Source organism: Spirochaetae bacterium HGW-Spirochaetae-1, assembly GCA_002839375.1.
Taxonomy (GTDB): Bacteria; Spirochaetota; UBA4802; order UBA4802; family UBA5550; genus PGXY01.
Genome location: PGXY01000005.1, coordinates 18,006 through 42,617 on the forward strand (window position 1 = coordinate 18,006; position 24,612 = coordinate 42,617).

Here is a 24,612-nt window from a genome sequence, read left to right on the forward strand (position 1 = left end):
ATTATGACGCTTCGATACTGCCGATGAAATTTTCAATGGCAGCCATGGCCTTGTCCCTGGTCAGAACGTTCTCCAGTCCCAGGAGGGACGCGAAACTCAGGGTAAAAGCCAGGGAAAACATCTCCCAGGCCTTGAGACTCACATCCATATCATTCTTCAGGACGCCCTGGCGGGCGCCCTCGCCGAGCAGCGCCTGGGCGAGATTAATAATGTTGAGGATAAGATCCTTCAGGTTTCCCCGCAGGTCTTCGGCAGGCGACGAACAGATAAACTCAAAAAGGACCTTGCCCGCCTCGGGATGGTTCATAAGAGACTGATACAGGGTCTCACTGGTGAGGCGGATGCTTTGCAGAACATCGCCGTCCTTGACGACATAGCTGCCGATGAGGAGCCGGCTTACATGATCCAGCGTGGCAAGAAGAATCTCCCGCCGATTATCGAAATGACGGTACAGGGCCGGCTCGGAAATGCCCACCTTTTGTGCGATGCCGCCCATGGTCATACCCGAAATACCCTTTTCAAAAATGAGGCTCATGGCCCCGGCGATTATCTGCTCTTTACGTTCCGCCGATGGAATTCTTTTCTTTTCTTTTATATTTTTCATAGTTTTTCCCTGAAAGAGCCATTTACAGAATAGGATAAGACAGTCTGTCAATAAAAAAAATATTAATTGGACTGCATGGGCTGAAAAACGGCCCGCGGCCCTCCCTTCCGGCAACCGGGAATTGTTATTATATCCCCATCATCTCCAAAAGCATGTCGTACATGAAGCGGTCACATACCGGGCACAGATCCGGCGGATTCCCGGTCATGACCATATCAACGGCATAGTCCCGGCACGAAGCAAAGCCGCAGGAGCCGCAGTTGACACCGGGCAGAGCAGCGCTTATCCGCCTGATGCGTCTTCCCCGGGGAAGCAGGTAATACTCAATCCATCTCAAGGGGCATCACTCCTTCAAAATTTTCTTCAAGACACAGGGCTCCGGAAGGACAGGCGTCAATACACAGGCCGCAGCCCTGACAGATCCCGTCCTCTACGGACACCACGGTACCGCGGGAGCTGATAGCCCCAAACGGACAGGCATCAAGGCATTTCAGACAACCCGTGCAGGACTCTTCATTGACACGGGCGGTGCGGCCCGACGATGACATGATATTTATACCCAGGCGGTTTACCAGCTCCAGCCCGACGCAGCAGCACCGGCAGCAGTTGCATATGGCGAAGAACCTGCCCGCCGCCGCTTCCTTGAACCACAGGGAGTGGACATGGCCGCGCCGGTGTTCGGCCTCGAGTATTTCCAAGGCCTCGTGGTGCGATATTCTCCGCGATATCTCGGGCCGGTGTTCAAGAACAAAATCCGTAAAGGGCTGACCCACGATCATGCAGACATCCAGGGGAAGGCAGGGATCGGGGCGCGAGGCCCGGCAGGGACAGTCCATGAGGACGATCTCCAGGGGGGAACCGATCAGGAGGTCCCGGGCTACGGGATAGGGCACTATGTTTTCTCCGACGTCGTGAAGCGGGACCTCGTGATTAAGCGTGATGATCCTGCCGACCTCTTCACCGGTAACGACTTTGCCGTGGTAGCCCGGCACAATAAATTTCTTTATGAGAAAGGGCCCCACCACGGGCACCTTCATGACGCGCAGGCCGAACGATACATATCTCTTCAGCCATCGAAAATAGACATAGCCATGCTGAAAGTAGCGGGGATAGATGAGCTCCCACAGGGAAAACTCCCCGGCAAACTTTTTTGTCGATGGAAGAATGCGGAAGCCCTTCTCTCCTTTTATCATTGCCATGACGACAAGTGCAAGGTGAAGGACCGCAATACCGCAAAGTGTCATGAGTATGTAATAAAACATGGCGGAAAGCCCCCTCCCATTCTGCCGGAAAACTGCAAGCGATCAATGATAACAGCCGTATATTACGATATAAAAAGGCTCTTCGTGGAAAAGTTTGGCTCCGTGGTCACATTGATCCCCAGTCTCCGAAGCCCCGCTTCATCGCCCGGCGTGGGGATATGAGTCATGTGCATCTCGCAGTTTTTCAGTTCCTTCAGCTTTTCCATGGCCACCTGTGCCGTGGGATTCGTGGCGGCGCTGATACTCAGGGCGATAAGGGTTTCTTCCAGGTCCAGGTTAAGGGTCTTCATGCCCAGCACACCACCCTTCATGGTCCTTATGGAATCGATTATCTGCGGCGAAAGAATGTGGATGGCGTCGGGAATCCCGGCCAGGGCCTTTATCGCGTTAAGGACAAGGCCCGAAGCGGCATGAATCAGCGGGGAATTCTTGCCCGTGACGATGGAGCCGTCAGGAAGCCTCAGGGCCGCTCCGCAATATATACCGTCGTTGCCTTTGCCGTTTTTTGCCTCTTCAGCGGCCCGGCGCGCGGGCTCCACGACTACACGGTCTTCGGGAACGGCGCCCAGCTCTTCCATCAGCAGCTCGGCACGCTGCACCGTCTCCTTTTCAACAAAACCCAGGACATACTCGCAGGAATACCGGAAATAACGGCGAACGACCTCCTGCCGTGACGCCTCCCGTACCACTTCATCATCGACAATGCCGAAGCCGGCCCGGTTGACGCCCATGTCCGTGGGTGATTTATACATGGAGGTCGTTCCCTGTATCCGTTCAAGTATTCTTTTCAGAACCGGGTAGGACTCCACGTCCCGGTTATAGTTGATGGCCTTTTCATTGTAAGCGTCGAGATGGAAGGGATCTATCAAGTTGAAATCGTTTATATCGGCCGTGGCGGCCTCATAGGCTACATTGACGGGATGCTTCAGAGGTATGCTCCATATTGGAAAAGTCTCGAATTTCGCATAACCGCTGTTAATTCCTCTTTTATGGTCATGGTAAAACTGGGACAGGCACGTTGCCAGCTTTCCGCTGCAGGGTCCCGGCCCGGTGACAACGACAATGGGTTTTTCAGTTTCTATGTATTCATTGGCGCCGTATCCCTGATCGCTGACGACAAGGTCCACGTCGGTGGGATATCCCCGTGTGAAGGGGTGCGTGTATACCCTGACGCCCTGACGTTCCAGCTTGTTCTTGAATATAACGGCTGAAGGCTGGTTTTCAAAACGCGTTATAACCACGGCCTTTATATTCAGTTCCCGATCCTTGAGATCATCGATGAGCTTCAGCGCATCGGCGTCGTAGGTTATGCCGAAATCAGCGCGCACTTTCCGCCTCTCTATATCCCCGGCGTAAATGCACAGAATGATATCGATTTTGTCCTTGAGTTTCTGGAGCAGCCTCATCTTCACATTTGGATCAAAGCCGGGAAGCACCCGGGCCGCGTGAAAGTCATACAGAAGTTTCCCCCCGAATTCCAGGTACAGCTTATCGCCAAATTTCGACAGCCGCTCGAGAATAGCCTGTGTCTGCTCCCTGAGATATTTTTCATTATCAAAACCGATTGTATTCATTCGCTCTCCTCATGATTATGGCCGGGTACGGATACCGTGCGTACGACCACGGTGCCGTAACTGTATGCAGTTGTTTAATTTGCCTGATAGAAAAACAGAATATGGAATGACGTTTACATCATGGATGATGATAAAGCAGGTGCTGAAAAAAGCAAGAAAAAGAGACATATTCCCGTGTTTTTTTTCAGCCCCCCTGATTATGCAGGGAAAAACCGGCTATCGGCGACTGCAGGGGGCATCCTTTCATGATACCCCCTTTGTTTACCGCTGAATATCAGTAATTTACGTATATGGGATTGGTGAGACACATGAGCTTGCCATAAAGCAGCCGCAGCAGCGGGTCCACATCGGTCCAGCCGTAGATCTCGGCCCTGAAGTAGGCTGTTTCACCGGCATCGATATTTTCATTACAGGTGAGCGAGGCTGCTCCGCGGGCAAGGATCCAGGCTTTATGGAGCGCTCCATTTTTATACAGGCAGAAAATTTTGATTTCCGGATCAGTAAGGGCCTGGAACACATCATCCATCTCAACCGTCCCCGCGACAAGTCCGTCCACGGCTTCTTTTGAAACAGGTATTATGGTCCCGTCGGTCCCGATCTCTCCATTCTCATCGACGTAGCGCATGGCGAGGGTCACTTCAACGTCATCATTGGCGACGAAAGTATCTCCCATCATGACATCGTCCCTGCCGTCGCCGTTTATATCAGCGGTGAAATCCAGGTATCCGGCGTCGGGCGCATAGCTGATGGTAGCATGACCGGCCTTGATACCGTTGAGGATAGCCCTGCCCTCACGCTTGGCGGCGAAGACCCAGGTAGAGGGATTTCCCTGGCCGAAAATGGAGGCCTCGATATCACCCTCCTTCAACTTGTGCGTGTCGCTGCCGCCCACGGCGCTGAGGCGTTTCCCCTTTGCCAGTTGCTTATCCCATATCAGACCGCAGGAAAAGCGGTTCAGATTGGGAAACTCATACATGGAGTTCCATACCTCCATGGAGTCGGCGCCATCGGGCACTTTCATTATCCAGGGAGTACCGATGGCCATGGGATGGTTCACGGAAAAAAGGGCGTTCTGGGCATGGGCCGCTTCAAGGGCGGCACCGGCATCGGGTATGCTGAGAAAATAATTGCTGAAAATGAATGCCGCCTCATCGGAAAAATCAGACTCATCTTCATAGGCGAAATTATGGGCCCGCCACAATTCCGAATAGTCAAAGGGAACATCGGACCAGACATTGGCGTGCCCCTTTATGGTGGTCCACTCCTGACCGTAGAGAAGAATGGTGCTGTCGGAATGAAAATCGGGATCATCCCAGTGAAGGGGGCGGATATTCTCGTATACGCCGATGGGATACATGGCCATGTCAGGAAGGAAATCATGGTCGGTGAGAGCGAAAAAATCAAAGCCCTTTTCCTCGGCCATGGCGATAACGTCTTTCACGGGGCTGTCGCCGTCACTGTAGAGTGAATGGTCATGCAGATCGCCCTTGTACCAGTCCCCGCAGGGCAGTGTGCCGGTGCAGTCCTGGACATCATCGATGTCCGTGGACGTATCGGTGCAGCGGTTCACGGCAGTTCCATCGTCGCCGGTTTGTTCGCACCCCGACATACAGACCAGGGACAGAATAACGGCAAATATCAGCGGCAGCGCTCCATATCGATATGCTCTCATACACACACCCCCCTACAATTTACTATTTTTCAACAAAGTCCTGAACAGTGGTCAATTATGGGCACCTCCAAAAATAAGGTTTTTCATTAACAATAAAATGAAAAAACCTTATTTTTCCCATGTTTGTGCCCACAAGGGAACATCCAAATAATGATTTATAGAGGTTCCCTTATAAAACAGGTGTTCAGTCTTGTCAATATAATACCGTCCGGCCGGATATGTTATTTCTGATAATATCGATTTTTCCCGTTTGATTACCAAAAATTTCATCACGTCCACGGTAAAAATATATTTTTTCATGTTTTCCTTATTATTCTTGAATGGCAGCTCTACCCGTATATAATGCTGATTTACTGCGGTGATACATTTCCCTGTTTTCACTATATATAAAGGCAAAAACCGAGAGAAAGGCGGGATGAAGGAAACAAAAAATACAGGCATGAACCAGGCCTTCAGGGCCCTGCAGCACCGAAACTTCCGCCTATTTTTCATGGGCCAGGGGGTATCCCTTATAGGCACCTGGATGCAGTCCGTGGCCGTGAGCTGGCTGGTTTACCGGCTCACCCGGTCACCCCTGGCCCTGGGCATCGTGGGTTTCTCCGGCCAGATCCCGGCCTTCATACTATCCCCCTTTGCCGGTGTCCTGAGCGACCGCCAGAGCCGGCACCGCATCCTGATCATAACACAGACACTGGCCATGGTACAGGCCGTCACCCTCACGATCATTGCAGCGACAGAGATCGTTGCGGTATGGCACATCGTGCTGCTCAGCTTTTTCCTGGGAGTTGTCAATGCCTTCGACATGCCGATACGCCAGGCCTTCGTCATTGAAATGGTGGAGGACAAAAAACACCTGGCTAATGCCATCGCACTCAACTCGTCAATATTCAACGCATCGCGCCTGGTGGGCCCGGCCCTGGCCGGAATAATCATCGCCGTTGCCGGAGAAACCGCCTGCTTCACGATCAACGCCGTCAGTTACGTGGCCTCCATCATGGCCCTGGTTTCTATGAGGATTCCTTACATAAAGCCCGGCATCCCCGAACAGAACATCCTCGCCGACATGAAAAAAGGATTCACCTATGTCCTGAATTTCACGCCTATCCGGGACCTGCTGATCATGGTAAGCATGATGAGCCTCGTTGCCATGTCATTTCCCGTACTGCTGCCGGTTTTCGCCACGGAAATCCTGCATGGCCAGTCCCATACCTACGGGTTCCTCACGGCCTCCACGGGAGTGGGGGCCCTGCTGGGAACGATCTTCCTTTCCATGAGGAAAAGCGTCCTGGGACTGGGGCGGATTATCGCGGCGAGTGTTTTCATTTTCGGCCTGGGTCTGGCGGGCCTGTCCCTGTCACGGTCCGTGCCCCTGTCCATGGTTCTGCTGGCAATCATCGGGTTCGGCATGATAGTGAACATCGCCTCGTGCAATACCATCCTCCAGACTATCGTCAGGGAAGACATCCGTGGCCGCGTCATGAGCTTTTACACCATGGCCTTCATGGGTGCGGCACCGATTGGAAGCCTTATCACGGGAAGTCTCTCCTCCAGGATAGGGGCGCCCGCCACGGTGTTTGCCGGCGGCGTCTTTATCATCCTGGCTGGGATTCTTTTCATCGGGCGGCTCCCGGCCCTGCGGCGGAGCATCAGGCCCGTTTACGTTAAACTGGGCATTCTGCCCGAGGTGGCCATGGGGCTTCAGACAGCAAGCGCCCTACGGAAACCGCCGGAGTATTCGGGAGGATGACACGCAGAGATTCCCGGTACACCACCCGGGTGAGGGTGCCCCGGAGTATCCGAGACTGGATCACGAGGAAGGGGCAACGCCGCCCCCTCCTCTCCCTGTGTCATTTTTCTTACATGCATTACAGCCGTTACATGGTCTGTAAAAAATCTTTTATATAACCGGCGGTTTCCCCGGGACGCTCAACCATCGGCGCATGACCGCAGTCTTTCAAAATGTGCGTCCGGAAGTTCTTAAGATTCTTTTCCAGTACCTGAACACATGACACATTAATTATCCTGTCTTTATCTCCCCATAGAATAAGCACCGGCATCTTCAATTTACTAAGACGATCCTGCAGCAGCACCGGTTTTCGGTTCATGTCAGACCAGACCTTTTCATTATACGTCTTATTTTTTATCGCCTGCTCTGCAAGAATCCTTTTTACCGGTCCCGGTATATATGGAGGTTTTACAAACCCGTATTCCATAAGACGATCATAATCTTCAGTGCTGTTTACAATAAGAGGATTAATTCCAGCTTCCAGTGATTTAGTAAGATCACTTTTCTCCGGCGCAATAATACCGGCAGTATCTAAAAGTATAAGCCCTGCAACCTCATCGGGATATTTCGCGGCAAAAATTCCCGAGATATTTCCACCCATGGAGTTACCTGCGATAAAAACTTTTCCTGCATTTAATTTTTTCAGAAAATAATGTATTCTATCCGCCTGACTCTCCACATCATAACTCATATCATCACGTTTTACCGATTCACCAAAACCGGGAAGATCAGGAATGATAAGATGATATTTATCCGACAGATACTTTGCCATCAAAGTCCAGTGATCCTTCTCTGCTCCGAATCCGTGAATCAAGACCAGAGTTTCACCTTTCCCGCCTTCAAGGTAAACCATTGAATAATCTGCAACCTGGACCGATTTCTGCACAAGATCTGCAGAAGAACGCTTCATGTTTTTGTAACCTGTGTACATACTTTGAGATAGTGAACAGGATAAAATAGTCAAAGATAACAGCAGTACTGATGTAAAAATTATTTTTTTATTTTTCATTTATAACCTCTCTTCATTAAACAGTTTTAAGCAGAATCTCATTTGTGGCACGAAGAGTCATATGGTCAATTGCAATCGCCGCATTAAATTTAGGATATGCAGCATCAGCATCTGACATTACAGCCCTGTTCTTCATCGCCGTTGCAAAACCTTCTCCATCCAGCGGAGTATCGATAAAAGCCCCTGCCTCAATCTCCATAATCATTTTATTGGAAACGCTCTCGGTTTTAAATTTTCGTATGCTTCTTCTTTTTTTTATTGCATCCATGAATTCCATATTTAGACACACAGGAATTTCCTCTATCAGAAAATGGCTAAGGGGACACAAGATGTCTTACTTGTGCTGTGGTTCGACAAGTGGTCAGTGAGTCAACCGATGTCGAAGCATCTGAACCTGTTCCTGGCAACCGACAGGTCAGATTATTAGCAGAAAGTTCCGGGAAGGCAAGGCTTTTTTAAATTTTGATCTTCGAAAATTGATTTCAGAACAACAGCCCCGGCTCCCGCTTTTTCAATCTCAACGATTGAGTCAGCTGTTCCGGAAAGCCCGCCGCTTGATACGACCAGGGGGTTTTTCAGCGTGAGTCCCATGTAGGTTGTTGAAAGATCTGCACTGAATACAATTGAATATAATATAGAAAAAATGTTATAATCTACTTGACTGTTTCAAAAAAATTGCTCTAAAATCGCCATGATCTTAATGGTAAAAACAACCTACTATGGAGGACTGAATGAAAAGATCTATTATTTTTAAGTATACAATTGCATTAATTTTTTCGGGACTATTTTTCCTTGCTTTAAGCGGATGCGGAGAGGGTGATAGCGGGCCAGCACCTGTTATGCATACGGTGGTCAGCGACACATCTGTGTCAGGTAACATGTTTGGCCTTGCGTTTGCAGGCACTAATGTCTGGGTTGCTTATCAAAATACAGATTCGGGTAATACAATTCGTCTGTATCGGAGCGGTGACACCGGGACTACCTTCAGCCAGGTGTTCGATACTGACCAGGACAGCAATGGTATGGTGCGGGCCGCGGTAGACAGTGCTGATACACTGTATCTTTTTTATAGACAATTCGACACCGCACATCATATTGCTGTTTCTACCATGGATGACGCCTCTGATGTCGCTTCTACCGCTCTTGATGACACCACTATCGCGTTAGGCGGCGCAACCCTTGCTTCACAATGTCTCGACATTTCCATTTCAGGAACCACAACATTTTTACCTTATACAGGTGGAGACACAGCCAGTTATTTGAGTGCTGATTTTGTTACGGCAACGGTTATGCAATCCCTCGATGGTAGCATGAATGCTGGTGGTATGGCCGGTTGTATGAATTCTACTTCTATATGGATGTCAGCTTATATTAATTATACCGATGATACTAATACTGAAGTTCGTTTCGCTCGTACAGGAAATTCAGGTGCAAACTGGACCGAGATGGTTCTTGATAATAATGATGCTGGGATTGATCAGAATGTTGACATCGCCGCAGTAGATGATAATATCGTGGTATCATATTTCAATGATGTAGACGATAAGGTGTACGCTATATGTTCAGCCGATAACGGGGTTAACTGGTCATCACCAATAGAAGTTGCTTCTGCTTATGATGACATGACAAGCCTTGCCGTATCAACCGGATACTTCAATCTCGTTTTTACGAAAAATAATGGAAGCAATAAAGAAGTTTATATCGCCCGTTCATCGGATAACGGAGCAACATGGACATTAAAAAAACTTGGAACAGTCGAATATTATGATCAATTATTTCCGGAGATACAGGCTTCGGGAAATACTATCTGTATCGCCTTTCGAACCAATACAGGAATTTACTTTTTTAGAAGCACCGATAATGGTACAACCTGGGACTGACAGAAGAAAATCTGATTTCTCTCCGGTATAGTCTATGCCGGAGAGAAGTTATGTAATAAAGAAAGAGTTGTACTGTTTTATACAGGCTTTCCCCGCAATGCGTCTGGTTATGCGCAAGTATACTGAATAATTTATCTTGAATAACTCCTCCGCCACTATTCTGATCATTAATTAAAAAGGATTGCCCTTAACTTGATACATAGTGGAATTTCCTCTATCAGAAAATGGCTAAGGGGACACAAGATGTCTTACTTGTGCTGTGGTTCGACAAGTGGTCAGTGAGGATTATTAGCAGAAAGTTCCGGGAAGGCAAGGCTTTTTAAAATCAAATCTCTTTCAAAATCCCCTGAAGTTGTCCGGTTAATACCGGTATGTCATTTATTACAGCATCCCATACAACTTTATCTTCTATTACATCATAGCCATGAGCTATAACGTTTCGGAACCCTATTATCTGACGCCAGTTGGAAATACCCGCAAGAATTGTTTCATCAATTTGCTTAATCCTGTTGAGGGCCTCTCCAATAATTTCAAATTGTCTCTCAACAGCAGCTTTGGTTCGAGAATCGTCACTGAAGGAATCATAGTTTATTGAAGAGGTGAATTCCTGAATAAGCAAACATGCCATTAATGCATCTTCAACACAAACAAGGGGGTCACGCTGCATAAATTTCTCTGGTTGTCGCAAAAATATACTTTTTGAGCCTTTGATTTGAAAGAGCCCCCGGCATAACAAGATCTACATTTCGGCCTAAAAGTTCTTCAAGCTCAAATTTTATATTCATATACCGCATCATACCATTTTCAGAACCCTCGAGTTCAAGGAGAAAATCAACATCACTTTTTTCTGAAAAATCGTCAGTCAATACAGAGCCAAATGCAACAAGTCTCAAGACCCTGTATTTTTTACAGATATGCACGATTTCGTCTTTATGTTTTTCTAAAAAATTCATGATTATATTGTTCAGGTTATTTTATGGAATATATAGTACCGACTATATTACAAAATCAAGCTCTTTTTAGAAAGTCTTTGAGAGGGGCATTCCTGGGTATTCTGGAAAGGACCTTTCATAATACCCGGCGTATGAGTTTAGGAATTTAGTAATCTCCGGGATCAAAAACCGGTTGAAGGGACACATCTGAACCTGTTCCTGGCAACCGACAGGTCAGATTATTAGCAGAAAGTTCCGGGAAGGCAAGGCTTTTTGAAATTTTACGCCTTGATCATTCTGGTTCTGGCCTTCAGCCTTAAGGCCGTGGTGGCCAATCTTCACATGGCTGAATGACTGGTAGGTGGCATTCTTGGCTAAGAAATTCAATATGACAGTGCTAATTGCACTCAATCACAACGTTCAGATATCCATTGGGGGAGCCGGGCCTTACATCGAAGTTAACTTCAGTATAGGTTCCCAGCTTCAGGAGAAGCTCGCGGGTTTTAGTAAAGTTTTCAACATTGAATTTCTCTCCGCTGCGGAAAAAGATATATTTGTTTAATTCTTCTACCGTATGTTTCAAGTTTCCTTTAATAATAACAGTATCAATATATCCAGGTTCCCTTTCCTCGATGAGGAAATGAATGGCTACAAAGAAAGTATTTACCCCAGTTGAAGAAGGCCTGGCTGAAAATTCCTTTTTACCATCAACCCTTGCGAAGATGTGGCCACTGCATCCGTACGAATAAACTATTGCCTCTCTGTCTGAGTTGTAATTGGTAATGTTAAATACATCACCCGGTTTTAAGGAAACCAGATTTGCAAGCTGATCCTCTGTAAAAAGCGGTTTTTCCAGTTCATGCTTGATTTCAAAGGTATATCCGGCGAATAAATATTTATCGCCCTTCTCAATGTAAAGGTGAATGTCTATTTCGTATGGCCCATTCTCAGAATCAAATGATTTTTTATTCGGAACGGTTACTACGGTATTGAGATAGCCTCTATCCTGAAAGTAACATTTTATTGTATTGAGGTCTTCCTCGAAAATACTGTTATTATAATTTCGATTTTCTTTCATTGACAGAGTTTTTCGAAATGCAAACTCTTCAAATGTTGATAATCCTGAAAATGTGACGGATCGTACTTTTTTATATACTCCTTCATTAATTACTACCTGCACTACCTTTTCATACTCGTGGTCATTTGCCGATGCAGTTTCAAAGGAGATGGAAGTTTTATATAGTCCCAGCTCTGCATAAAATTTACGAACATTCTCGATACAGTTATTTATGCGATATTTCCTGTAGCTCTTCCCTTCAATGTGATTAAAAAAACCGAAGACCTTTTCCTTGAATTCATCACTTACCCCTGTGATAATTAATTCCTTTATCAGGGGCGCTTCTGAAAAAAGAAACTTTAGTGTAATGCTTTCCTTTCCTGCATCGATAAGCGCTTCAATCCTGTCGAATCTGTCAGTCATATAAATATTTTTTATATCCCTGGAGACCTTTCGATGTGATAGCGGTTCTCCCTCCCGGCTGTTAAGAAGAGGGGATATCTTTTCTCTTCTGATCTTTTGCAGACCTGAAAAAAGAATCTTTTCAATTTTCATGCCTTCAAACTGATTGTATGAAGGAATAAAGTGTTCCTGCTGCTCTGAATTTTCTTCTTCCGGCAACGGTTCAGGTGTTGCCTGCTGAAGCAGGAAAAAAATTGATAATCCGCATGCTAGTGCTATTTTTTTTACAGGCAAAAGGTGTACTCTCGCAGAAATTTATTTGAAAATGATGATAGTCTTGTGATTTAGTATTGCTTTTAATTTGTCAATTTTAAAAATGCCTTGCCTTTAGCGAATATTGTTTTAATTCATTAATGTATTCCTTCTCGGAAACAGGTTAGGAAAAGAGATATCAGGCCTTATCGAAGGGTGATTGTTTGCAGAATTTCCAATTCATTGTACAATCATGGTCCCCTGGGAATGAGTGTGGTATTGTAAACAGCTCTTAGGAATTTTAGCTGACTATTACGATTTTCAGATTGGGTAAAATGAAAAAAATAATTTCCATTATTCTTGTCTCTATATTTTTATCAGGCATTACCCTGCAGGCGGAAGAAAGTGATGTTAAGCTGATAAAGCCGCTCGATGCAAAAGATATAGAATATTTGCTGGATAACCTATATCCTCTTTTTTCCGTTTCCTTCAATATTGAATATTCCTGCTCGTCAGTGCTGGATAACATCTGCAAGGATAGAAAAAATGACCATAAGCATGATATGGAAAGGGAGATCAGGGATAGAATAAATGCTTTAAATAAATCACTGAAGGACACTGATGAAGACATCGAAACATATATATCGCTTTCCGATGAGTACGATGATCTTGATAAGTATGATAAAACATCTTCAAAACTTTCGCGTGACTGCCTGCTGAAGGCTTATGCTCTTTTGAAAAACAGGGAGAAATCGGTTCCTGTTTCCAATAAAGAGAAGCTCTATGATCAGCTTGTCGAGGTTTGTAATTCATTGCAGCTTTCTTTTTTATTTGAGGATATACGAGAACAGAAAAAATATATCGAAGAGGGAATACAATATTCAAAATCGACGTTAGCTCTGGGAGAATCCGCTGAAAAATATGGAATGTATGCCATATTACTGGGTTATTCCGGTGATATTACATCCATGTATAAAATGTGTGATAAAGGCATTAAATTATGCAATAGCAACAATGATTTCATTCATGCCATGGTTACCCTGAATGTTAATATAATACCATACGCCATAATAATGGAGGATATGGATAAAAGCATATTCGAAACCGAATCCACGCATAACCTGATTTATAAAGGCATTCATTATAATTCCTGGATGAAGAGAATAAGAAAGTCACCTGAAAAGGTGCACATACAATCAGCTTTACGTTTCCAGGAACTCTATTTTATTTTCATGAAAGTCATGCTGTTTGAAGAATCCAAACTTCTGGACTTTGATGAGCAATTAACCTGTCTTAATGCTGAGGATTATAAACTTCTTGATGAAATTGAAAGCTATTATCTAAAGCAGGTCGGAATGAACCTGCTGGATAAGCATGATCTCTATGGCTGGTTAACAGCTGCTTATATATTGAAGCGTGATATGGATAAAATGTTAATCTACCAGGAACTGGAATACCGTATTAAGCCAAAAACAGAGGGGTTGTCCCTGCTGGCCTACTTTAACAAAAAGAAAAATAATAATTATGCACGGATACACGAATTAATCGATTTAAAACTCAAAAAATATCCAACTAGAGATGATTATTTAATCGAAGCATACACATATTCTTCGGAAGGGAAATTAACGGAAGCGGAAAAATCCGTGAGAGAAGCATTGCAAATAGATAGTGGCTATATCAAGTCAAAATTATTTCTGGGAATAATTTTATTAAAGCAGGGAAAAATAGAGAAAGCAAAAGCTGTTTTAAATGAAATCAGGTATTTGAAAGAAAATGATGAATATCTCTATGATGTGTATAAATCACTGGGCATTATCTGCCTGTTGGAAAATCAACCAGGAGAATCCTTTGAATTATTTCTGATTAGCCTGATGAGTGATAGAAAAAAAAATGATACAATAGTCGGAGAAATCATTGGAAAATTTTTTATCGATGGTACATTGAGAGCCAGAGATCGCCTTGAAGGATTCAAAAAATAATGGACCAAAAACTGTCTGGACCGGTACGATTAGCTGGGATATCTTAATACTGAGATCGAGAGTTGCATAGAGCGACACAGGCAAAATATCTTAACACAAGATGTCATACTTGTGCTGAGCTTGTCGAAGCATCCGAAGCTGATCCCGGCGACCATAGGTTTACTGTATTGTTAAACTATTCCGAAAAAGCAATGCTTTTAAAAATTTTCGCATGTCAACAGGGTAATTTTTTTTAGTATTTAATTTAATAATAAAAATACAAAAAAACGTTTAGTTTTGTCAAAGATATGAATAAAAAAATAATATCAACCCCCTGCCCTGCCTCCTGAATAATATTCCGTATCTTTCCGGAATTCATTCAATATGAACAGAAAGTTTCTGAATCATATACTTGTAAGATTAATATTAAAATATATGCCATTATTTCGCCAATCTGCAACTCTCCTTCATTCCAAAATTACTGCATATCAGAAAAACGTGAATAAAAGAGGCGCCGCACAATGAAAAAAATACTTTTTATCAATCCCAATATCAACAACACCGTGTTCGGAAAAATGAAAATGCTGGCCCTTCCGCCAATGGGCCTGGGCGTACTGGCAAGCAGGACGCCTGACACATATGAAGTGTCCATCGTGGATGAAATGGTGGACACCCTTAATTTTGACGTGAAGGCCAACCTTGTGGCTGTGACCGCCACAACAGGCCAGGCGCCGCGGGCATACCGGATCATGGAGGAATTCAGGAAGAGGGGGATACCAACGGTCATGGGAGGCATACACGCCTCGGTAATGACCGAAGAAGCATCACGCTACGCTGATGTAGTTGCAGTGGGTGAAGCAGACGAACTGTGGCCGCAGATCCTGAATGACTATGAAACAGGAACCCTTAAAAGAATTTACCGGGCAAACGTATTCCCCGGCCTAAAAGGGATTCCGAAAATAGACAGGAGCCTCTTTTCAAAAAAATACATGATACACTCGGTACAGACCTCAAGGGGCTGTCCATGCAACTGCAGTTTCTGCTCCGTGACAAAGTTCAACGGCGCCAGATACCGGTTCAGGTCGATAAAAGACGTGGTTGAGGAAATCGAAGAGATAAAGGAAAAACGCTTTTTCATTGCCGACGACAGCATCGTGGGCCTGGGCAAGGAGGGCATTGAACACGCCAGGACTTTGTTCAAAAACCTGAAGGGCATGGGCAAGTCCTGGGGGTCACAGGTATGTATTACTATAGCTGAACACGACGACCTGCTCCGTGCGGCAGCCGAAGCAGGGGCCAACACCTTTTACATCGGCTTTGAATCAATAGAGACGGAATCCCTGAAATTCATGGACAAGGGCGTCAATATGCGGCCAATGATAAAAAATTACAAAGACACCATAAAAAAATTCCATGAACATGGGATCGGCGTCATCGGCGGGTTCATCTTAGGTTCCGACGGCGACAACAGGGACATATTCGAGAAAACCATCGAGTTCGTCCACGAGACAGGCATAGACGGGTGCCAGTTCACCATCATGACCCCTTTCCCCGGCACCAGACTCTATGAGCAAATGCGCAACGAGGCGCGCCTCCTGTACACCAACTATCCTGAAGACTGGGTCAGGTACAATGCCTATGAAGCGGTCATCGAGCCGCGCAATATGACCATAGATGAACTGAAAACAGGATGGCGCAGTGTTTATGACGGGACCTCAACGTTTGGCTCGTCATTGAAGAGAAGCATGAAAACCTTCAAGAACACCGGGAGTTTTACCAATGCTTCCATTAACCTGTTCTGGAACTACTACAACTACAAGGCCATAAAGGATTTCAACTTCTAGTCCCGTTCCCGTTGCGCCGAAAATCAGCGGGCGATACACCGGTCATTTTCTTGAATGTGGCATGGAAGGCTGAATAGGAGTTAAACCCCACGGCAAAGGATACGGAAAGGATATGCCTGTCCGGCTCATCCATGAGCATTTTCTTGGCTTCATCGATGCGGTACCGGTTGACGAAATTGTTGAAGTTCATGTTATGGTATGTATTCAAAAACTGCGAGAGCTGGTTTTTCGTCAGGTCCAGGGCCTCGCTCAGGCGAGTCAGGGAAAGGTCCTCGTCGCAAAAGAGCTTCTCATCTTCCATGATGATTTTCAACTGCCTGTCTATGCTGTTCCGGTTAACATTGTCAAGGTACGATTTGGCATATCTCTTTTTTTTGGCCGGGATCGTACCGAACTGCATAAGGTACGGGTACCTGATGGAAATCAGGTAAAAGCTGATGACGATAAGGCTGATGATGACACTGTCCAGCATCAGGAGCCGCGGCGACAGTGTCACTGCGCCGGCAACGCCCATGATCCCCAGGAGAAGCCAGATGATAAGCAGTGTTATCAACAGGTTTAGGGGCTGGTATACGAAGTTTTCCCTGGGCCTGCGGAACCAGATATGCCATATGGAAAGGGATATGTAAAAAACCGGCACCACCACCGCGGCCATAGACGATATCAGGATTTGAATGAATTTGTAGTCTCCCTGAATGAGAAACATCTTCACCAGGCTGCTTTTCGTCTCATCCGGAGCAAAGGCGATGGGCAGTATTACGATGACGACTACCATGAGCGGGATGAAATTCACCACGTCATAATAATAAAATTTCTGCTTGTCCTTGATGAAGCTCAGTACATACAGATACAGGAGCGGGCCGATGCTGATTTCCACGGGCAGAAGAAAAAGAAAATAGTTGGGATAATCAAAAATGGCCTTGGTATGCAAAAGGTTGATGAAAAGCGTCAGGTAACCCAGCTCTGCTATGAATATGGCAAGCACAACGTTCCTGAAGCGCCATGGTCTGATGAGCAGGCCCAGTGCCATTAAGAAGCTCAGAAATATTGTGGAATGTATGAAGAGGGATATGTCCATAGTATGATATTATTGCCGGGTCCATTATTATTGATACATAGGAATTTCCGCCGCCGGAAACCAGTTCATGGGACACAAAATGTCATACTTATGCTGAGCTTGTCGAAGCATCCGAAGCTGATCCCGGCGACCTTAGATTTACTGTATTGCTAAAATATTCCGAAAAGGCAAGGCTTTTTAAAATTTTCGCATGCCAACAGGGAAATTTTTGCACTTTTTTACGCACTAACCCACTGATGAATATTAAGACATTTGCCTATTCGCATACCAAACTGTTTTTTCATGAAAAGCGAAACCTTGGTCAGGGAGGTTTTTACCAACGCCTCAATGGCCTGTTGGGCCTGGAAAGAAAACACCACATCGGATTTCATCGCAGTTCCGCATTCAGGACAGATAACAGGGTCTTTCTTGAAACAATGTTTTACTGCCTCCTGCCAGTTCTTCTTTTTGATATACGCAAACTTCCCGTCACGCCCGCTCAAATATAACAGCCGGTGCCATGGCCCCGCCCGTGCAGAGCGTTACCAGGGCGTAACGACCCTTACGGCGGCGCAGTTCATTGATGGCCGTGATAGTCAGGCGCGTGCCGCTGTTTCCCACGGGATGTCCCAGGGCCATGGCGCCGCCGTTTACATTCAGCCTGTCCATGTCGGCATCAAGTTCCTTTGCCCAGGCCAGGGGAATGGGCGCGAAGGCCTCGTTCACTTCGAAAAGGTCCATGTCCTGCATGGACAGCCCGGCCCCTTTCAGGACCTTCCGTGTAGCCGGAATGGGTCCTGTGAGCATGAGCATGGGGTCGGAACCCACAACGGCGCATGCCGCCACGCGGGCCATAGGACTGAGGTTCAATTCCCTTACCCGTTCCCCGCTCATGAGAACCACGGCCGAGGCGCCGTCGGTAACAGGGCTCGATATCCCAGCCGTGATCCACTGCGTTCCAGCCACGGGCTTGAGTGCGGCGAGCTTTTCCGCCGTGGTGTCGGGCCGTATCGTTTCATCGACGGTCTGTGTTACAGGTCTTCCATCGATGTCCAGACCGTCAAAAGGCATGATCTCGTTTTTAAAATAGCCCTTTTCCGTGGCGCTGTGCGCCTTCGCATGGCTGGACGCGGCAAAGGCCTCGCACTCCTCCCTGGTGACGCCCCACTTTTCAGCGATGGCCTGGGCCACCTGCATCTGGCTCATGGGCCTGTTCTTCACCCGCCGCAGGTAGAAGGGGGCCCAGGGATTTCCCATGGGGCTTCCGTTTGAGAGGGTGCCGTCCATGTCGGATTGTATGGGGTACTTGGTCATGATTTCACAGCCGCTGGCGATGACCGTGTCCATCATGCCCGAGGCGATCATGGCCGTGCCGATCTGCAGGGCCGTAAGGCTGCTGCCGCACTGGCGGTTCACGGACATGCCAGGTACCTCATCGGGAAATGACGAGGCCAGGATTGCCATGCGCGCCAGGGTAAATCCCTGTTCGCCGATCTGGTACACCGTTCCGTTTATCACGTCATCGATTGATGCTGGGTCCAGATCGATGCGCAGCACCACCTCGTCCAGGACCCTTCCCAGAAGCTCCGGCGCCTTCCACTCACGCAGGTATCCCTTTCGTTTTCCCACGGGGGTCCGGACAGCGCTCACTATGAATACCTCTCTCATGGCCTTCCTCCTCTGCTGTTCTTTCATTACATCGCTATAGTCCCAGGGACCGTGAAATGATGAGCTTCATGATCTCCGAGGTCCCGGCGTAAATAGTCTGGATACGCGCGTCCACATAAAAACGAGATATGGGATATTCCGTGCAGTAGCCGTACCCGCCGAAAAGCTGCAGGCACCGGTCGGCGATTTCCTTGGCAGTCTCGCAGATCCAGTACTTGGCCATGCAGGTCTCCTTCACCACATCCTTTCCCGCCATGTGATTCCTGATAAGGTCATCGACAAAGCTCCTGCCCACGGCCAGCTGCGAAGCGATTTCCGCCAGCACGAACTGCGTATTCTGGAAACGCGACAGGGGCCTGCCGAAAACCACGCGTTCCTTCACATACTGGACGGTCATTTCAAAGCACTGCTCGGCCGCGGCCTGGGAGGCCAGGGCGCAGACGAGCCGTTCGGGCTGGAGTTTCTTCATGAGGTATATGAATCCCATGCCCTCGCCGCCGATGAGATTTTCATCGGGCACGAAGCAATCATCAAAAAATAGTTCCGCCGTGTCCTGGGCCTTGAAGCCGATTTTTTTTATGGGACCGTTGCGGCTAAAACCCTTCATGCCCCGCTCAACCATGAAAAGGCTCATGGCCTGGTGCGCCGGCGTTTCGGCACCGCCGGTTTTTGCCGCCACAACAATGAGATCCGCCAGTATGCCGTTGGATATGAAGGTCTTCTGTCCGTTGAGGAGCCATCCCCCGTCGGCCTTCACGGCCTTTGTTTTCATGGAAGCGAGATCAGACCCGGCCTCGGGCTCAGTCATGGCCACGGCAAGAATATGCTCACCGGTGATGCACCGGGGAAACCATCGCTCCTTCTGTTCCTCTGAACCAAAGGAATCCACGTAGGGCGCCACGATATCGCTGTGCAGGGACACGAGGACGCCGCTGGCGCCGCTCCTGCCCAGTTCCTCGGCAATAATGACAGAGTACAGAAAATCTGCGCAGGCGCCGCCGTATTTTTCATCGGCCCAGGGGAGCAGATACCCGTTGGCTCCGAATTTCAGCCATATTTCCCTGGGTACGATCCCCTCTTCCTCCCACAGCGGGTAGTCTGGGACCACTTCCTTTTCCAGGAAGCGCCGGAACGAATTGCGGAAAATATCATGCCCTTCGGAAAACTGCAGTGAACGGTCCATAAAGGCCTCCCGTTAATTGTTCGGATAGAATTTTTTACCCGCGACTGCCATGTCTTTCAGTATCTGCGCCGGCCTGAACCGCTCGCCATATTTCTCCACGCACTGTTCCATGCGCGCCGTGACAGAGCCGATCCCCTGGCTGTCCATGTATCGGAAGGGACCTCCCGTGAAGGGCGGAAACCCCAGGCCGAAGACGGCCCCGATATCCCCGTCGCGGGGATCTGCAATGATGCCCTCCTGTAGGCAGAGAGCGGCCTCGTTTATCATCATGAGACTGACGCGCTGCTGTATCTCTTCAGCAGTAAAGTTTTTCCGGGGGCTGCCACTGAACAATGCATAGACCTCGGTGTTGACGGGACGCTTTCCTTTTTTAGAAGGAACATCGTAGCGATAGAGCCCCTTGCCGCTCTTGCGGCCCTTGAAGCCCTTTTCCACGATCTTTCCCAGGTCATAAGGCGCCGCAATGCCCCGGTCTTTGAAAATGACGGCAAGCTCCCTGGTCACATGGGTTCCCACATCGATGCCCACCTCGTCGAGGAGCGCCATGGGACCCACGGGATACCCGAATTGTTTCATGGCCCCGTCAATGGCGGGAATCTCGGCACCCTCGTAGACCAGCAAACCGCTCTCGAAAAGAAGGGGCGCCAGGATGCGCGTCGTGTAGAATCCCGGCCCGTCCTTCACCACGATGCAGGTCTTGCCCTGGCGTATGCCGAATTCCAGGACCGTGGCAGTCACCCAGGGAGCGGTCTCCTTCGTGGTGATGATCTCCAGCAGCGGCATCTTCGGCACGGGTGAAAAGTAATGCATGCCCACAACGTTTTCCCGGCGTGAGGCTTCGGCGGCAATGGCCGTAATGGGAATGGCCGAGGTGTTGGAGGCGAATATAGTCCGGTCGCCCGTTGATTCCTCCACTTCCCGGAGAACCTTTCGCTTCAGGGTAATATCCTCGAATACCGCTTCAATGACAAGGTCCGTGTTTCTGAAATTGCGGTAGTCGTCACAGGGAACGATCTTGCCGTACTGCACATCGCGCTCAAAGGGGGTCAGGGCGCCGGACCGGGACCGCTTGTCCAGGCCCTTCCATATTTCCTTCATGCCCCGGGCCGCGGCGTCGAGAGTCATGTCCTTGAGGAGGATAGTGTCGGCGAGGCCCGTGGAAACCGCGGCAATGCCGTGACCCATGAGCCCGGCACCCAGGACTGCCAGTTTTTCCACAGCCACGATCTTATCTTTCAGGGGATTTTTTTTCAGGGCCGTCATGCCGAAGAAGAGGCTCCGCAGTGCCCCGGAAACGGGACTCAGGACCAGGTCGCCCAGGAGCTGGATTTCCTTCAGAAGTCCCTTTTTCATACCCTTCCGGTAACCATAGGCGACCGAATCAATAATGGCCAGGGCTGCCGGATAGTGCCCCCGGGTCTGGCGCATGACCATCTTCCTGGCCTGGCTGAAAATAATACGGCGGCCCAGGAAATTACCCTCGAGAATTTTTTCCATGAAGGAACGCTTTCTCATATTACGCTTCAGCCGACCCGAGGCCAGGTCCTTAGCCTTGGCGATGGCGATATCCTCCATGCCGTAGGGCGACACGATCTCGTCGATGAGGCCGATCTTCTTCGCCTGCTTCGGCCGGAAGCTCGTTCCCTGGAGCATGGCGGACAGGGCCTTCTGGATGCCGATGAGGCGCGGCAGGCGCTGCGTCCCTCCCCCGGCCGGGATCAGGCCCAGTTTCACTTCGGGAAGTCCCATCTGCGTTTTGGGCGAGTCCGAGGCGATGCGGTACCGGGCCGTGAGCGTCAGTTCCATGCCGCCGCCCAGGCAGCTGCCGTGTATGGCGCAGACCACGGGTATGGAAAGTGACTCGAGCTTATTGAGCACGACGTGGGCCTTGCTGATATAGTCGATAACCTCCTCCCGGGTTGTTTTCCGGTTCAGCTCGTCGATATCGGCGCCCACGATAAAACTGTCCTTCTTGCCGCTCACAATGACCAGTCCCTCGATCTCCTGGTCATTTTCAAATTCCGGCATGAGGGCCGTAATCTCATCGAGGAGCCCGCTGGACACGGCATTGACCTTGGTGCCGGGACAATTCACGGTTATGACGGCCACATGGTCTTTCACTTTCACTTCAATATATTTCTTTTTTATCGTTGAATTCATCACGCTCCCCCTATGCGGCGTTTTCCAGAATAATGGCGCTGCCGATAGCCCCGGCAGCACACCCGGCAACGAGACCGAACTGTTTCCCCTCGTCGATCATGCGGTTACAGCACGTGGTGATGAGGCGCCCGCCCGTGGCGCCGAAGGGATGCCCGATGGACAGGGAACCGCCGTACAGGTTGAGGCGATCCTGGTCCACCTCCCCGATGCGGTCCGGCAGGTTGAATTTATCGCGGGCGAATTCTTTTGAACCGATACATTTCATGACGGCCAGCATCTGGGCCGAGAAGGCCTCGTGGATCTCCAGAACGCCCAGATCCGCGAAGGCAAGGCCGGCCTTTTTCAGGGCCGGGACCATGGAAAAGACGGGCCCCAGGAGAAGCTCCTCCAGGACATTCTGTCCCGAATAGGCGAACGATCGTATATAGGCCTTGGGCTTCAGACCCAGTTCCCGGGCCCGGCTCTCGCGCATGAGGAGAACGGCCGAGGCGCCGTCCGTAAGGAATGAAGAGTTGGCCGCCGTTACCGTGCCGTATTTGCGGTCAAAGGCCCCCTTGAGTTTGCCGATGTTTTCCACGCGGGTCTCCTCTCGGGGTCCGTTATCAGCGGTAATGGCCGCTGACTGACCCGGCAGCACCACGGGCACAACCTCGCGGTCAAACACTCCTTTTCCCCACGCAACTACGGCCCTCTGGTGCGAAAGCTCGGCGAATTCATCCTGTTCACGGCGCGTGATACCCAGGCGCCGGGCCAGCCTGTCGGCGTTCTCTCCCATGATGAGGCCCGTTGAGTACTCGCCCAGGGCGGGCTTTTCCGGGACGATGAAATCCATGAATTTCATGCGCCGCAGGAGTTTCATTTTTCCTGCCAGGGTTTTGGGCCGCTTGAACATGGTCATGTCGAGAATGAATTCCCGGTATTTTTTCGATACCTTGATGTCTGGATCGGAAAAGGTTTCCACGCCGCCGGCGATAACCGCATCGGCATATCCCGTGGCGATGAGATCGGCACCATTGGTCACGGCCATGTTGGCCGATATGCACGCCACTGTGCAGGTATGGGCCGGAATGGTTTCCGGAAGCCCGGCACCCAGGGCGATCTCCCTGGCCACATTGGTGGTGCGGATGTCCGTGGCCACGCATCCCATGATCACATGGTTTATTTCCCGGGCTGAAACACCGGTTTTCGCCATGAGCCCCTTGACGGCATACCGGCCGATTTCCCATCCCATGAGGGAGCGGTACCCCGTTCCGGACCGCAGGAAAGGCGTCCTGCACCCGTCAATTACGGCGACACGTTCAATCGTTCCTGTCATACTGGCCTCCCCTTACACGTCCGTTTCCCGGCATAATCTGTTTGACATTGCCTATCCTCTTTGTTATATTGTCTTACAATATAACAAATATATTGCACTATAAAGTGCCGGTCAATACTTTTTTACGGATTTCCGTCCCGTCAGTCCGGTATTATTAAAAGATTGACGGATGGGACATATCATAAATTGTAGTCTTCAAGAGGCATGACCTGTACATGCAGCGCTACTGACGGAGTGTCATTATGAAGCACGAAAATACCTTATCGGATATATCCCTCAATCGAATACAGAAAACCCCCGACATCCCCAACCTCGTGGCGGGCCAGATAATAGAAAGAATAGCCCGGGGAATCCTGAAACCCGGCGACAAGCTGCCCTCGGAATTCGAGATGACCAAGAGCTTCGGTATCAGCAGGCTCTCCCTGCGCGAAGCCATGAAACTTCTCGAGGCCAAGGGCTATATCGAATCACAGGGCAGGAAGGGAAAGTTCATCCAGGACAGTTCAGAACATCAGCTGGAGACCAGGATTGAAGGAATTCTTCATGTAGACCATAAAAAGATATGGGAACTCCTGGCCGTGAGAAGAATCGTCGATTCCGAAGCGGCCCGCATGGCGGCCGAAAAGGCCACGAAAGCGCAGATTGCCAACCTGAAAAATTTCCACACCGATGTGGATAAAATCGGCATAGACAACCTCCTGAATGTACGTGAAGGGGGGAAGCTCTATGCCCGCTTCTACAGCGACCTGGCCGATGCCACGAACAACACCATCTACGCCCAGCTCATGAAGACCATCTCCAGCATCATCAGGGGCGCACTGCCCTATAGCAGGGACAAGCTCCAGGACGTAAAAAGCGTGGGACGCATATTCTACGACCATCACATAAAGATCATCGAAACGATCGAGAGCCACGACGGCAAGGCTGCCAAGCAGGCTGTGCTTGACCACCTGGACTGGCTGGAAAAAACCCTGAAGAAGATCCTGGAGTAGAAGGA

At 48.9% G+C, this 24,612-nt stretch carries 22 protein-coding genes; 6 read left to right on the top strand and 16 right to left on the bottom strand.

Annotation, left to right across the window (positions count from 1 at the left end):
* Position 1: 1 nt before the first annotated feature.
* The 6 genes from CVV44_10405 to CVV44_10430 all read right to left on the bottom strand — a co-directional run bounded on the left by CVV44_10405 (position 2) and on the right by CVV44_10430 (position 5,553).
* A complete protein-coding gene (locus tag CVV44_10405; GenBank protein PKL38293.1) occupies positions 2 to 604 on the bottom strand; it encodes a hypothetical protein in 603 nt (200 codons plus the stop codon).
* Between the two features lie 127 nt (positions 605 to 731).
* Positions 732 to 941 (bottom strand): hypothetical protein, encoded by a 210-nt coding sequence (locus CVV44_10410; protein PKL38294.1) that lies wholly within the window; start codon positions 939 to 941, stop codon positions 732 to 734.
* Positions 928 to 1,866: a 4Fe-4S ferredoxin gene (locus tag CVV44_10415; protein PKL38295.1), complete on the bottom strand. Its 939-nt coding sequence runs from the start codon at positions 1,864 to 1,866 to the stop codon at positions 928 to 930. Before CVV44_10415 ends, CVV44_10410 begins: the two co-directional genes overlap by 14 nt.
* A 62-nt stretch (positions 1,867 to 1,928) precedes the next feature.
* A complete protein-coding gene (locus tag CVV44_10420) occupies positions 1,929 to 3,440 on the bottom strand; it encodes a hypothetical protein (protein ID PKL38296.1) in 1,512 nt (503 codons plus the stop codon).
* Between the two features lie 274 nt (positions 3,441 to 3,714).
* A complete protein-coding gene (locus CVV44_10425) occupies positions 3,715 to 5,112 on the bottom strand; it encodes a hypothetical protein (GenBank protein ID PKL38297.1) in 1,398 nt (465 codons plus the stop codon).
* Positions 5,113 to 5,220: 108 nt separating this feature from the next.
* A complete protein-coding gene (locus CVV44_10430; GenBank protein ID PKL38298.1) occupies positions 5,221 to 5,553 on the bottom strand; it encodes a hypothetical protein in 333 nt (110 codons plus the stop codon).
* Between CVV44_10430 and CVV44_10435 the strand changes: the two genes are divergently transcribed.
* Positions 5,528 to 6,859, top strand: coding sequence for an MFS transporter (locus tag CVV44_10435; GenBank protein ID PKL38299.1), 1,332 nt, complete (start codon positions 5,528 to 5,530; stop codon positions 6,857 to 6,859). The genes CVV44_10430 and CVV44_10435 overlap by 26 nt on opposite strands.
* A 127-nt stretch (positions 6,860 to 6,986) precedes the next feature.
* Here the strand turns inward: CVV44_10435 and CVV44_10440 are convergent, their stop codons facing one another.
* Both CVV44_10440 and CVV44_10445 read right to left on the bottom strand, forming a co-directional pair.
* Positions 6,987 to 7,907 carry an alpha/beta hydrolase gene (locus CVV44_10440; GenBank protein ID PKL38300.1) on the bottom strand — a complete coding sequence of 307 codons (921 nt, stop codon included), beginning with the start codon at positions 7,905 to 7,907 and terminating at the stop codon, positions 6,987 to 6,989.
* Positions 7,908 to 7,923: 16 nt separating this feature from the next.
* Positions 7,924 to 8,184 (bottom strand): hypothetical protein, encoded by a 261-nt coding sequence (locus tag CVV44_10445; protein PKL38301.1) that lies wholly within the window; start codon positions 8,182 to 8,184, stop codon positions 7,924 to 7,926.
* A 454-nt stretch (positions 8,185 to 8,638) separates the two neighbouring features.
* On the opposite strand from CVV44_10445, the gene CVV44_10450 reads away from it, so the two are divergent.
* Complete coding sequence (locus CVV44_10450; GenBank protein PKL38302.1) at positions 8,639 to 9,787, top strand: hypothetical protein; 1,149 nt, start codon at positions 8,639 to 8,641, stop codon at positions 9,785 to 9,787.
* A gap of 325 nt (positions 9,788 to 10,112) precedes the next feature.
* Here the strand turns inward: CVV44_10450 and CVV44_10455 are convergent, their stop codons facing one another.
* The 3 genes from CVV44_10455 to CVV44_10465 form a co-directional block, all read right to left on the bottom strand.
* On the bottom strand, positions 10,113 to 10,454 hold the full coding sequence (locus CVV44_10455; protein ID PKL38303.1) for a hypothetical protein: 342 nt from the start codon (positions 10,452 to 10,454) through the stop codon (positions 10,113 to 10,115).
* Positions 10,444 to 10,740 (bottom strand): nucleotidyltransferase, encoded by a 297-nt coding sequence (locus tag CVV44_10460; protein ID PKL38304.1) that lies wholly within the window; start codon positions 10,738 to 10,740, stop codon positions 10,444 to 10,446. The genes CVV44_10455 and CVV44_10460 overlap by 11 nt, the downstream gene beginning before the upstream one ends.
* A 376-nt stretch (positions 10,741 to 11,116) precedes the next feature.
* Positions 11,117 to 12,397 carry a hypothetical protein gene (locus tag CVV44_10465; GenBank protein PKL38305.1) on the bottom strand — a complete coding sequence of 427 codons (1,281 nt, stop codon included), beginning with the start codon at positions 12,395 to 12,397 and terminating at the stop codon, positions 11,117 to 11,119.
* A 368-nt stretch (positions 12,398 to 12,765) separates the two neighbouring features.
* Here CVV44_10465 and CVV44_10470 point away from each other — a divergent pair, with 368 nt between their 5' ends.
* Both CVV44_10470 and CVV44_10475 read left to right on the top strand, forming a co-directional pair.
* Complete coding sequence (locus tag CVV44_10470; protein ID PKL38306.1) at positions 12,766 to 14,409, top strand: hypothetical protein; 1,644 nt, start codon at positions 12,766 to 12,768, stop codon at positions 14,407 to 14,409.
* Positions 14,410 to 14,909: 500 nt separating this feature from the next.
* A complete protein-coding gene (locus CVV44_10475) occupies positions 14,910 to 16,232 on the top strand; it encodes a B12-binding domain-containing radical SAM protein (protein ID PKL38307.1) in 1,323 nt (440 codons plus the stop codon).
* Here the strand turns inward: CVV44_10475 and CVV44_10480 are convergent.
* On the bottom strand, positions 16,222 to 17,310 hold the full coding sequence (locus CVV44_10480) for a hypothetical protein (GenBank protein ID PKL38308.1): 1,089 nt from the start codon (positions 17,308 to 17,310) through the stop codon (positions 16,222 to 16,224). The genes CVV44_10475 and CVV44_10480 overlap by 11 nt on opposite strands.
* Positions 17,311 to 17,546: 236 nt before the next feature.
* Here CVV44_10480 and CVV44_10485 point away from each other — a divergent pair, with 236 nt between their 5' ends.
* A complete protein-coding gene (locus CVV44_10485) occupies positions 17,547 to 17,798 on the top strand; it encodes a hypothetical protein (GenBank protein PKL38309.1) in 252 nt (83 codons plus the stop codon).
* Here the strand turns inward: CVV44_10485 and CVV44_10490 are convergent.
* Genes CVV44_10490 through CVV44_10505 form a run of 4 tightly spaced genes read right to left on the bottom strand, consistent with a single transcriptional unit; the run spans position 17,779 to position 23,615 of the window.
* Complete coding sequence (locus CVV44_10490; protein ID PKL38310.1) at positions 17,779 to 18,957, bottom strand: acetyl-CoA C-acyltransferase; 1,179 nt, start codon at positions 18,955 to 18,957, stop codon at positions 17,779 to 17,781. The genes CVV44_10485 and CVV44_10490 overlap by 20 nt on opposite strands.
* A 34-nt stretch (positions 18,958 to 18,991) precedes the next feature.
* Entirely contained in the window at positions 18,992 to 20,140 is a 1,149-nt protein-coding gene (locus tag CVV44_10495) for an acyl-CoA dehydrogenase (protein PKL38311.1), read from the bottom strand.
* 12 nt (positions 20,141 to 20,152) lie between these two features.
* Positions 20,153 to 22,300: a fatty acid oxidation complex subunit alpha FadJ gene (locus CVV44_10500; protein ID PKL38312.1), complete on the bottom strand. Its 2,148-nt coding sequence runs from the start codon at positions 22,298 to 22,300 to the stop codon at positions 20,153 to 20,155.
* A gap of 10 nt (positions 22,301 to 22,310) precedes the next feature.
* Positions 22,311 to 23,615, bottom strand: a complete 1,305-nt coding sequence (locus tag CVV44_10505) for an acetyl-CoA C-acyltransferase (protein PKL38313.1) — start codon at positions 23,613 to 23,615, stop codon at positions 22,311 to 22,313.
* Positions 23,616 to 23,857: 242 nt separating this feature from the next.
* Between CVV44_10505 and CVV44_10510 the strand changes: the two genes are divergently transcribed.
* The gene (locus CVV44_10510; GenBank protein ID PKL38314.1) at positions 23,858 to 24,607 is read left to right on the top strand and encodes a hypothetical protein; all 750 of its coding nucleotides are present in this window, start codon (positions 23,858 to 23,860) and stop codon (positions 24,605 to 24,607) included.
* Positions 24,608 to 24,612 lie beyond the last annotated feature (5 nt).

What these genes read in the sequence shown, in the direction of transcription:
- CVV44_10405 (PKL38293.1), bottom strand. Translation starts at nt 604, where the DNA reads ATGAAAAATATAAAAGAAAAGAAAAGAATTCCATCGGCGGAACGTAAA.
- CVV44_10415 (PKL38295.1), bottom strand. Translation starts at nt 1,866, where the DNA reads ATGTTTTATTACATACTCATGACACTTTGCGGTATTGCGGTCCTTCAC.
- CVV44_10420 (PKL38296.1), bottom strand. Translation starts at nt 3,440, where the DNA reads ATGAATACAATCGGTTTTGATAATGAAAAATATCTCAGGGAGCAGACA.
- CVV44_10425 (PKL38297.1), bottom strand. Translation starts at nt 5,112, where the DNA reads ATGAGAGCATATCGATATGGAGCGCTGCCGCTGATATTTGCCGTTATT.
- CVV44_10435 (PKL38299.1), top strand. Translation starts at nt 5,528, where the DNA reads ATGAAGGAAACAAAAAATACAGGCATGAACCAGGCCTTCAGGGCCCTG.
- CVV44_10430 (PKL38298.1), bottom strand. Translation starts at nt 5,553, where the DNA reads ATGCCTGTATTTTTTGTTTCCTTCATCCCGCCTTTCTCTCGGTTTTTG.
- CVV44_10440 (PKL38300.1), bottom strand. Translation starts at nt 7,907, where the DNA reads ATGAAAAATAAAAAAATAATTTTTACATCAGTACTGCTGTTATCTTTG.
- CVV44_10445 (PKL38301.1), bottom strand. Translation starts at nt 8,184, where the DNA reads ATGGAATTCATGGATGCAATAAAAAAAAGAAGAAGCATACGAAAATTT.
- CVV44_10450 (PKL38302.1), top strand. Translation starts at nt 8,639, where the DNA reads ATGAAAAGATCTATTATTTTTAAGTATACAATTGCATTAATTTTTTCG.
- CVV44_10455 (PKL38303.1), bottom strand. Translation starts at nt 10,454, where the DNA reads ATGCAGCGTGACCCCCTTGTTTGTGTTGAAGATGCATTAATGGCATGT.
- CVV44_10460 (PKL38304.1), bottom strand. Translation starts at nt 10,740, where the DNA reads ATGAATTTTTTAGAAAAACATAAAGACGAAATCGTGCATATCTGTAAA.
- CVV44_10470 (PKL38306.1), top strand. Translation starts at nt 12,766, where the DNA reads ATGAAAAAAATAATTTCCATTATTCTTGTCTCTATATTTTTATCAGGC.
- CVV44_10475 (PKL38307.1), top strand. Translation starts at nt 14,910, where the DNA reads ATGAAAAAAATACTTTTTATCAATCCCAATATCAACAACACCGTGTTC.
- CVV44_10480 (PKL38308.1), bottom strand. Translation starts at nt 17,310, where the DNA reads ATGGACATATCCCTCTTCATACATTCCACAATATTTCTGAGCTTCTTA.
- CVV44_10485 (PKL38309.1), top strand. Translation starts at nt 17,547, where the DNA reads ATGAATATTAAGACATTTGCCTATTCGCATACCAAACTGTTTTTTCAT.
- CVV44_10490 (PKL38310.1), bottom strand. Translation starts at nt 18,957, where the DNA reads ATGAGAGAGGTATTCATAGTGAGCGCTGTCCGGACCCCCGTGGGAAAA.
- CVV44_10495 (PKL38311.1), bottom strand. Translation starts at nt 20,140, where the DNA reads ATGGACCGTTCACTGCAGTTTTCCGAAGGGCATGATATTTTCCGCAAT.
- CVV44_10500 (PKL38312.1), bottom strand. Translation starts at nt 22,300, where the DNA reads ATGAATTCAACGATAAAAAAGAAATATATTGAAGTGAAAGTGAAAGAC.
- CVV44_10505 (PKL38313.1), bottom strand. Translation starts at nt 23,615, where the DNA reads ATGACAGGAACGATTGAACGTGTCGCCGTAATTGACGGGTGCAGGACG.
- CVV44_10510 (PKL38314.1), top strand. Translation starts at nt 23,858, where the DNA reads ATGAAGCACGAAAATACCTTATCGGATATATCCCTCAATCGAATACAG.